The sequence below is a fragment of the Kibdelosporangium persicum genome (genome assembly GCF_013280595.1).
Classification (GTDB): Bacteria; Actinomycetota; Actinomycetes; order Mycobacteriales; family Pseudonocardiaceae; genus Kibdelosporangium; species Kibdelosporangium persicum.
In genome coordinates this window covers 19,425-28,835 of sequence record NZ_JAAATY010000061.1, presented here as the reverse complement: position 1 = coordinate 28,835, position 9,411 = coordinate 19,425, and the positions used below count along the sequence as shown (strand labels likewise).

9 protein-coding genes and 1 pseudogene are annotated in these 9,411 nt (G+C 68.3%); 9 read left to right on the top strand and 1 reads right to left on the bottom strand.

Features of this window, described 5'->3' with window-relative positions; all coding sequences use genetic code 11:
* A pseudogene (locus GC106_RS46250) lies at positions 1 to 273 on the top strand (flavodoxin-dependent (E)-4-hydroxy-3-methylbut-2-enyl-diphosphate synthase); the annotation flags it as partial.
* 51 nt (positions 274 to 324) lie between these two features.
* On the opposite strand, the gene GC106_RS46245 reads toward GC106_RS46250, so the two are convergent.
* The gene (locus GC106_RS46245) at positions 325 to 1,152 is read right to left on the bottom strand and encodes a hypothetical protein (RefSeq protein ID WP_173142559.1); all 828 of its coding nucleotides are present in this window, start codon (positions 1,150 to 1,152) and stop codon (positions 325 to 327) included.
* Positions 1,153 to 1,417: 265 nt separating this feature from the next.
* Here GC106_RS46245 and GC106_RS46240 point away from each other — a divergent pair, with 265 nt between their 5' ends.
* The 8 genes from GC106_RS46240 to GC106_RS46205 are packed head-to-tail and all read left to right on the top strand — an operon-like array spanning position 1,418 to position 9,410.
* Entirely contained in the window at positions 1,418 to 2,158 is a 741-nt protein-coding gene (locus GC106_RS46240) for a class II aldolase/adducin family protein (protein WP_217281838.1), read from the top strand.
* Positions 2,159 to 2,215: 57 nt separating this feature from the next.
* Entirely contained in the window at positions 2,216 to 3,418 is a 1,203-nt protein-coding gene (locus GC106_RS46235; RefSeq protein ID WP_173142558.1) for a nitroreductase family protein, read from the top strand.
* Complete coding sequence (locus GC106_RS46230; RefSeq protein WP_173142557.1) at positions 3,415 to 4,887, top strand: class I adenylate-forming enzyme family protein; 1,473 nt, start codon at positions 3,415 to 3,417, stop codon at positions 4,885 to 4,887. The genes GC106_RS46235 and GC106_RS46230 overlap by 4 nt, the downstream gene beginning before the upstream one ends.
* Entirely contained in the window at positions 4,871 to 5,131 is a 261-nt protein-coding gene (locus GC106_RS46225; protein ID WP_173142556.1) for a phosphopantetheine-binding protein, read from the top strand. Before GC106_RS46230 ends, GC106_RS46225 begins: the two co-directional genes overlap by 17 nt.
* Positions 5,124 to 5,840, top strand: a complete 717-nt coding sequence (locus GC106_RS46220; RefSeq protein ID WP_173142555.1) for a dihydrodipicolinate reductase C-terminal domain-containing protein — start codon at positions 5,124 to 5,126, stop codon at positions 5,838 to 5,840. Before GC106_RS46225 ends, GC106_RS46220 begins: the two co-directional genes overlap by 8 nt.
* Positions 5,833 to 6,945: an acyl-CoA dehydrogenase family protein gene (locus GC106_RS46215; RefSeq protein ID WP_173142554.1), complete on the top strand. Its 1,113-nt coding sequence runs from the start codon at positions 5,833 to 5,835 to the stop codon at positions 6,943 to 6,945. Before GC106_RS46220 ends, GC106_RS46215 begins: the two co-directional genes overlap by 8 nt.
* Positions 6,946 to 6,961: 16 nt before the next feature.
* Positions 6,962 to 8,140, top strand: a complete 1,179-nt coding sequence (locus GC106_RS46210) for an LLM class flavin-dependent oxidoreductase (protein ID WP_173142553.1) — start codon at positions 6,962 to 6,964, stop codon at positions 8,138 to 8,140.
* Positions 8,133 to 9,410, top strand: a complete 1,278-nt coding sequence (locus tag GC106_RS46205) for an MFS transporter (protein ID WP_173142552.1) — start codon at positions 8,133 to 8,135, stop codon at positions 9,408 to 9,410. The genes GC106_RS46210 and GC106_RS46205 overlap by 8 nt, the downstream gene beginning before the upstream one ends.
* The last annotated feature ends 1 nt before the right edge of the window (position 9,411 follow it).

Below are 9,411 nucleotides of genomic sequence, written 5' to 3'. Positions count from 1 at the left end.
GGGCGGGCGCAGGTGGATGTGTACAAGCTGGCTGATGAGGTGACCGCGGGTCTGGAGGGCATGGAGGTGCCGTTGCGGGTCGCGGTGATGGGTTGTGTGGTGAACGGCCCGGGTGAGGCGCGTGAGGCTGATCTGGGTGTGGCGTCGGGTAACGGCAAGGGGCAGATTTTTGTGAAGGGCAAGGTCGTCAAGACCGTGCCGGAGCACCAGATCGTCGAGACGCTGATCGAAGAGGCCATGCGCATCGCCGAGGAGGCAGCCGGCCAGGGATGAGCGCCGAATGGCCGCGGTGGACGGATCATCCGTCCACCGCGGCTCTCAGGTTCAGCCGCGGATTTCCTCGAGCAGGTCGAACACCGCGTCGGTGACTCGCACGTCACGAAGCAGCTCCGCGGCGGAGACCGGGAAACGGATCTCCCTCGACGCGTGCCGGGCGCCTGGGCTCGACTGCCGGGAGGTCAACGCGATGCCGGCCTGCCACCCCGCTTGGGTTTCGGCGGCGAGCTCCGACGCGGCGGCCAAATAGGACACATAGGAGCGGAACATGTCGGTGAACTCGCTCTGCAGTGACTCGTCCATGCCCAACCGCGTGAACGCCGTGCCGACCGTCTCCTCGTACAGGGAGGTGATCTCCGTGGCGGCGGTGGTGAAACTGCCACTGTTCTCACAGATCCTGCCCGCCTCGGTCAGCAGCCGTTGTTTCTCCTGGGCCGACAGAATCGACATGACGTCGATGGTCTTCTTGAAATCCTGGTACAGGCTCGCGGCCACCATCGGCTCCGGGTCGAACAGCACCAACGCAGGCGGACGTTGCTGTGTCCGCGCGATACGCCGCGCGAGCTCGGGCAGGAATGCGCAGCCCACGCAGTAACCGAGAACCGCATCGACATCCCCCGCGACCCCAGCGGGTGATTCGGCCCAGAAATCCAGATACCGCGCGGCGGGGACCAGTTCACCCGTGCTTTCCGGCGGCTGTGTGACCTGCCAGATCTCCTGGTCGATGTCCGAAACCTCGGCGAAATGCCGGAATGCCGCCTCCTGCCGGCCGGTGAAGTCGAAGTCGACGGCGAGAACCGACCGGGCCACTGTGCCGACCCGCAACCTGCGCCACGAGTTCTCAGTCAGCACCGGCACATCCGCGTATGAGTCCACGGTGCGTGGACGGTATCAGAACCGACATCGGCGATCGACCGTGTTCGACCGCGTTTGTCCGATGCTTGTCCGGTAGGTGTCCGATACGTAGCGGTTTCCGCCCTGCCTGAAACCCTCGCGAAAGTTCCCGAAAACTCCGCGATCCCTGTTGCCCGGTCAGGAATCTGCGTTACGGTGCATACCGGTGCCCGGAAAGGGCCCACCACTGGGGAAGATTTCCGGCCGGCGCTCTGCGAGGCCGTTGGACGCTGGGGGATTTGGCTTCGTGCTGCAGAAAGAAGAGATCTTGGCGCCCGTCGCCGCCGGCCCGCTGGCCGTCCAGGCCGCGGTCGGCGCCAGGATGCTGTCGCTGGGCGGGCATGACGACTTCAACCAGGGACAGATCTCCTGTCGCCGTCCTGGCTCGGTGGAGTTCTTCATCAAGGGTGCGTTGACCGGCTTCGACGAGGCCACGCCAGAGGATTTCGTGGTGGGCGGGGTTGATCCCGGCTCGCCGTCGGACCGCCTGGCTCCACCTGAAATCCCGTTGCACCAAGCGGTTTATGAGGCACGGCCAGATGTCAGCTGCGTGGTGCACTCCCATTCGCCAGCCGCGCTGGTGTTCGGGGCGCTGCAAGCGGATCTGGTGCCGCTCAGCCATGAGGGCGCGCTGCTGCGCAACGAGGTGCACCGGTTCACCTTGACCAGCAACACGATTCTCGACATCTCGGTGGGCCGGGCGATCGCGGGGACACTCGGCGGCGGACTCGGCGTGTTCCTGGTCAACCACGGCAGTGTCGTGGTCGGCAAGAGCGTGCGCCACGCGGTGATCTTCGCACTGATGCTCGAACGCGCTTGCCGCCTGCAGCTGGACGCACTGGCCAGCGGACGGAGCTTCGCCACGTCGAGCGAACTGGACGTGGCGGCCAAGCGGGAGTTCATCTTCGCGGACCTGTCGATCCGGGCGTACTGGGAGCACGCCCGGCGCCGGGTACTGCGGACGTTTCCGGAATCGCGGAACTGGTAGCGGCGGCCGCGGTTCGCGCGGAGAAGTACACCCTCCTCACTCCTGGAGTCGCAGTCGATGTCAAGCACTGGCACGACGGCCCGGGCGATCAGGTGGTCGGACATCAGCCGGCCGCGGATTCCCCCAGCCAGTCGATATTCCCGCGTGCCCGCAGGGCTCGCGGCCGCGGTCGCTCGGCTGGAGAACGCGATCGGGCGGCGTCCCGGATCGGCCAAGCGCGGCGCGCCGTCCGCGGGCGCCTGCTATCCGTACGAAGTCCTCGTCGCGCCGCTCGGCGTGCCGGTCTGCGGTGTGGTGGACCTGCAACAGCGGAAAGTGGTCATCAGGAGTGCCGAACGGGCTCACTGGGACGGTGACGCCTTCGCCTATTTCCTGATCGGCCGGCCCTGGCTGTCCATGCGCAAGTACGGCCGCCGCGGCTACTTCTACCACCTGCTCGACGCCGGGCACGCGTTGCTCAACCTGTCGCTGGCCGCTGCGGATTCGGCACCGGGATTCCGGCTCGAGACGCAGATCACCGAGCTCGCCGCCGAGCACGCGTCGGCGCGAGCAGGTGCGGTGCTGGCGGCCGGGGTGATCGACCGGACCACCACGGCGGCACCGGGGTGGATGCTGCAGGAGACCGTGGACACGCGCATGCCGTTGTCCGATGTGGAATCGCTGATCACCGAACTGCTCCCACCCGCCCCGCAACCGGTCCGGCTGCACCGGCTCGAGACGCCCGAGGCCGGGGAACTGGCCGGCGGGCTCGCGTCCCGGCGCTCGGCATCCGCGCTCGCCGGCATGCCCGACGCCGACGGGCTCGGCGAGGTGCTCGGCCGGATCGAGGAATACCGCCACCGGCTGGTCCCGGCGTTCGGCATGCCGGTGCCGCAGATCAAGGTGTTCTCCCGGCATCCGGGGATCGGCGGCGAACTGCCGTCCACGAAGTGGCTCGCCGAAGCTGTTCTCGGGCAGTCGGACCTGCTGAACGCGAGCACCTTCGTGGCGATCCACGCACAGGTGCGCGACAAGGGCCTGGTCGCGTTGTCGTCCGAGGCGCAACGGACGATCATGGCCGGTGGTGTCACGGGCGAGATCGGCTATCTGGTCTGCGCACTGTCTGGTGTGGACATGACAGGTGTCGGCGGTTACGACCCGGCCATGTGGGCGCGGCTGTGCGACACCGAGGACGACGTGTTGTTCGTGCTCGCGATAGGACAGGAACTGCCCGGCGAGAAGGCCGATGTCACCAGCACAGGCGGGAATCACATCCAATGACCGGCCTGCTTTTCCCGGCGATCACGGAACGGATGGCCGCGCACCCGGACTCGGTGATCGGCAATCTGGCGGACCGGACGACGACCACGCAGGTGCTCGAAGTGAGCGGAAGCAAGCGGCGGCGTCTGGAGCAGTCGCTGTTCCGGGAGCGTTCGCGGGTGGCGATCATCCGCCGGAACTCGCCGTCCTACGTCTCTGACCTGCTCGCGGTTCTGGGTGCGGGGCACGTGCCCTTTCTGATGGACCCCTCGCTCGGGCCGGGCGAACTGGCCAGGCTCTTCGCCGACTGCGGGGTCGACGCTGTCCTGCACGACGACACGGAGCGGTTTCCGGCGAACCGGCGAACGATCGACTTCCTGGGCAGCTGGCTCAGCGTCATCACCGATCCGGCGTCAGCGGCGCCGGAGTTGCACCCGGACACCGAACTGTGCCGTCTCACCTCCGGATCCACCAGGACGCCGGGGTGCGTTGAGTTCTCCGGCTCGGCCGTGCTGGCGGCGGCCGAGGGCTGGCGCGCGGCCAGCGGGTTCGGCCCGGCGGACCGCGTGCTGTGTTTCGCCGGGCTGTACAACGGTCTGGGCTTCAACGCCGCGCTGATCCCCGGGTTGCTCGCCGGGGCGAGCCTGTACCTGCCGGCGGGCCTGCCCGCCGCGAGCAACATCCGGCGGCACATGGCGGAGATCGACCCGACTGTGCTGGTGGCCTTTCCCGCCGCCTACGACGGTCTGGCAGCCTCCGATCGATCCACATTGGACCGACACAGCCTCAGGCTGGCGTTGTCGTCCGCCGCGCGACTGTCCGCGCGGACCAGCACCGTGCTGACCGCCCACGGCACCAGGATCGCCGACTACTACGGGATCGCCGAGACCGGGCCGCTGACCTTCAACCCCGATCCCCGGCCCGGCGGGGGACAGGGCTATCCGCTGCCCGGGGTCTCACTGCGTTTCGAGGGTGACGAGCCGGACTCCGGCCGGTTGCTGGCCAGGAGCAGGTCCATGGGAACCCGCTACCTGAACTACCCGGGCATGCTGGAGGAACGGATCACCGAGTCCGGCCACTACCGGACGAACGACCAGGGCAGCCTGACCGCCGACGGCGAACTGCGCCTCGGCGAGCGGCTGGACGACTCGCTCAGCATCGGCGGCAAGAAGGTGAGCATGTCCGAGGTGGAGGAGCTGCTCACCTCCCACCCGGATGTCACCGCTTGCGCCGTGGCGGTGGTGGCTCCGCCCGCGGGCGGGCACCCGTTCCTCGGCGCGGTGCTGGTGGGTCCCCGAGTACCCGACGTGGTGGAGATCCGCCGGTACTGCCTGACGAGAGCCGCGCCGTTCAAGGTCCCGGAGCGCGTCGTCGTCGTACCGGAGATCCCGCGCAACGGAGCGGGCAAAGTTCAGCGGGCAGCCGTGGCCAAGCTGCTGCTCGCAAGCCTGGAACAACCCAAGGGACGAGCACATGCCGCTGACCGATGAGCAACTGTCGACCGAGGTGACCGATCTGATCGTGGAGGCGTCCAGTGGCGTCGTCACCGGCGAGCAGGTGGTGGACGAGTCGGCCAACCTGCTCGAGAAGGGCTTCTCCTCGTTGTCCTTCCTGCAGTTGATCGACGCGCTGGAGACGCGGTACGGCGTGTACATCGACCTCGAGGCCGACACCAGGTTCCTCGGCAGGGTGAGCACCATCGTGAAGTTCCTGAGGGAGCAGAACGTTGGCTGAACTGGTTCTCGGTGTCGTCGGCGCAACCGGGCGGCTCGGCTCGGCGCTCCTCGCCGAGTGCGCCCTGAGCGGTGTCGAGGTCGGGGTCACCGCCTCCCGCGTGGGCTGGGTGGCCGCGTCGCAGGCATCCGTGCTCGTCGACGCCAGCGCACCCGAAGCCCTGCCGGATACCGTCGCGTACTGTGAGAAGACCGGTGCGGCACTGATCTACTGCGTCTCCAGGATTTCCGACGACGCGCGCGACCGGCTGCGCGCACTGGCACGCGACGTCCCGGTCGTGCTCGCCGACAACCTGTCGATCGGCCACTGGCTGCAGATGCGGCTGGTCCGGTCCGTGGCGGAGTTGACCGCTGCGTTGCCGCAACGACCGCTGATGTCGGTGCACGAACGGCATCCAGTGACCAAAGCAGACCGTCCGAGCGCGTCGGCCAGGTCCCTGGCCGCTGCGTGGGCTGAGTCGGTGCCACCCGAATTGTGCGGGGAGACGTCCGCGCAACGCGCCGGGCAGCCGGTCAGTGACCACGTCGTCACATTCGACGTGCCGGGGATGTCACTGTCCATCACGCACTCGGTCACCGACCTGCGTACCGCGGCGGCGGGTCTGCTCGGCGTCGCCGGGCACGTACGCGGCCTGGTGGCGGGGTACCACCCAATCTTCACCGTCTACTCGGATGTGTACGGCGGTTCGGCGGTGACCCGCGATGGCTGAGGCGTACGAACGGCTGCTCGCTGAGATCGAAACCATGGTCGCCGACGAAGTCCGCCCGATCAGCGCGGAGCACGAACGCACAGAGACGTACCCGCTGGGGCTGGTGCGGAGAGTCTGCGAAATGGGCCTGCCCGCGCTCGTCACCGGGCGGCCGGCCGTGCCGCATCCGACCGAACTGTTCTGCATGGCCATCGAACGCCTCGCCGAAGGGTGGGTCGCGCTCGCTGAGTCGGTGCACCTGCAGACGCTGGCGACCTGTGGCGTGGCCCGGCATGGCACGGCGGACCAGCGCGAGCAGTTCCTCGAGGACATGCAACTGGGCCGGACCATCGCGGGCAACTGCCTGTCCGAACCGGATGCCGGATCCGACCTGTCGCGGATCGCGACCGTCGCCGAACTCACCGGGGACACCTACCGGCTCAACGGTGTGAAGACTTACGTCGGGCACGCGGGTGTCGCCGGGCTGCTCAACGTGTACGCCCGAACCAGCGGAGGCGGACTCGGCGGCATCACCTGCTTCCTCGTCGACGCGGACACACCGGGCGTCGCCGTCCAGCCGCCTGAGGAGAAGATGGGCGTCCGGGCACTGCCCACCGCGGGAGTGGTCCTGCGGGACGTCGAGGTCCCGGCGTCCAGAGTGGTGGGACGGCTGAACCGCGGCATGATCGTGGCGCGCAGCTTCTTCGTCCAAGGCAGGCTCGGCATCGCCGCCTGCGCTGTCGGACTGGCCCAGGCCGCGCTGACCCACGCGACGGCGTACGCGAGGAAAAGGTCGCAGTTCGACCGGCCGATCATCGACTTCCAAGGGGTCTCGTTCCTCCTGGCGGACGCGTCCGTCCAGATCGAGGCGGCCCGGCAGCTGCTGTACCGCGCCTGCCGGGAGGCCGACACCGGCGGCAGCCAGGTGGAGATGCTCGCCGCGCAGGCGAAAGTCTTCGCGACCGACACCGCCATGACCGTCACCACGAACGCCGTCCAGGTGCTGGGCGCCCGGGGGTACACCGGGGCCGAGCCGGTGGAGCGGTGGATGCGCGAGGCGAAGCTCTTCCAGATCATCGAAGGAACCAACCAGATCCAGCGCGCCGCGATCGCGTCACGACTTTGAGCCGTCAGGAGAACCCATGCTGCCCACTCGGTTCGGAAGCTTCACCTCCCCGCTGCACCGGCCGGGGACCGATCCCCACCTACTGGTGAAGGAGGACGTCCGGCTCGCCCAGTCGCTGGACGACCTGGGGTACGACGAATTCTGGGTCGGTGAGCACCATTCCGGCGGATGGGCGACGTTGAGCAGTCCCGAGTTGTTCATCGCCGCGGCAGCGCAGCACACCCGCCGGATCAAGTTCGCCACCGGTGTGCTCGGAATGCCCTACCACCACCCGTTCCTGGTCGCTGAGCGCGCGGTGCTGCTGGACCACCTGACCGACGGCCGGTTCATCCTCGGCGCCGGATCGGGTGCCTACCAGGCGGACATGCACATCCTGGGTATCGACCCGGCCACCACCCGCGACCGGCTGGCCCAAGCCCTTGAGGTGATCCAGCGCCTGCTGGCGGGCGAGGAGGTCACCGCGAAGACCGACTGGTTCGAGATGAACAACGCCCGGGTGCAGATCAGCTCGGTCGGCGATCCGATCGAGATGGTGGTCGCCAGCGCGGCGACACCGTTCAGCATGCAACTGGCCGGCCGACTGGGCATCAACGCGATGTCCCACGTGGCACCGCCGTGGGGCGCGATCCGAGCCGGCCAGGACATCGGCGTCGACCGGCTGCCCGGCCAATGGCAGCACCTGCGGGAGGCCGCAGGGCGTGCAGTCGACCGGGCGAACTGGCGCCTGGTCGTGCCCGTGCACGTCAGCGATTCGGTGGCACAGGGCAAGCAGGAACTGTTCGAGGGCTGGGCGCACCAGCGCATCGACCTCTACAAGAACACGCTCGGCGTGCCCATTCCCACGTCGGACGCCGCACAGGAGAAGGCGTTCGACTACACGGTGGAGCAGGGCGGCATCATCCTCGGTTCGGCTGAGGACTGCGTGCGGGCGATCACCGCGCTGGCCGAGCGGGTGAACGGGTTCGGCGGCCTGCTGTTGTCCTATCAGGACTGGGCGGACGCCCCCGCCCGGCAGCGCAGCCTGGAACTGTTCGCCCGGCAGGTGATGCCGCGGCTGAAGGGACAGCTGCGCGGGGTGGAGGAGTCGCAGCGCTGGGTCGGCGACCGGCGGGACGTGTTCGTCAAGTCCAACGCCAGCGGCCGGGCCGCCCAGATGACGGCCACACCGGCGACGGAACCGGCATCCGATGAGTGAGGTGCCCACCGGCTGGCGCCGGCACGCCGGGTTCGGGATCGGCCGCAGCACGTGGCTGCTCACGGCCTGTCAGACGTTCTACTTCATGGGCATCAGCATCGACCTGACGCTGACCGGCATCGTCGGGCTGCATCTGGCACCGACACCGGCGCTGGCCACACTGCCGCTGGCGGCCATCACGATCGCCGGCACCCTCTGCGCGTTCCTCGCCGGGTTGCTCACCGCCCGGATCGGTTACGTGCGGGTGATGATCACCGGTGCGGTCTGTGCCATGGCCGGTTCAGTGCTGTCCGTCATGGCCGTGAACATGCATTCGTTCTGGTTGTTGTGCTGTGGCACCGCTCTGGTCGGCGCGTACCGGTCGACTGGTGGCTACATCCGTTACATGGCAGCTGACCAGGCGCCTCAAGGACAGCGCGAGCGTGCCTTGGCGTTCATCCTCTACGGCGGGCTGTTGGCGGCCTTCATCGGTCCGTTCGTCGCGACCACGAGTTCGGGCTTCTTCGGCGCGCACTACTCCGGCGCGTACGCCATGGTGGGCGTCTACGCGATGCTCAACATCCCCTTGCTGCTTGCTGTCCGGGCGAACAGCGTGAAGGCGAAGACCAACCTGGAGAAGCTGGAGCCGGTGCCGTTGTCGGAGGTCCGGGGCACCCGGGGCTTCATCACCGGCCTGTGCGCCCTGGCCGGTGCGGGCGCCATGATGACGATGATCATGGCCGTCGGACCGCTGGGCAGTCAGCACGCCGGGCACTCCGCGGATCTCGGCGCGGCGATCATCCAGTGGCACATGGTCGGGATGTTCGCGCCTGCCATCATCAGCGGCAACATCCTAGCCCGGATCGGGCCCGCGAAGACCGCGGTGATCGGGGCGGCGCTGTTCGTGGCCGCCGCGGTCAGCGGACTGGCCGGTGACGGGTTTGTGCACTTCCTGGTGGCGTTGACGCTGAACGGGATCGGCTGGAACTTCCTGTTCCTCGCCGGGTCGACCCTGCTGGTCCGGTGCTATCCCCGCGGCCGGGGCGCACGGGTCCAGGCGGTCGCGGAGGGCGTCGGTTCGGTGACCGGCGTGACGGCCTCGCTCAGCGCCAGCACGGTCTTCTACTTCCTCGGCTGGCAGGGGACCAACGTCCCGGTGTTGATCATCTCGGTGGTGGTGCTGGTCGTCATGATCCTGGCCGCCCGGGCGCCCGCGGACCAGTTCGCCGCCGACCCGGACCAGCAACCAGCACCGAAGGCGGACAAGCAGACCGCCGACGTCGAGCACTAGA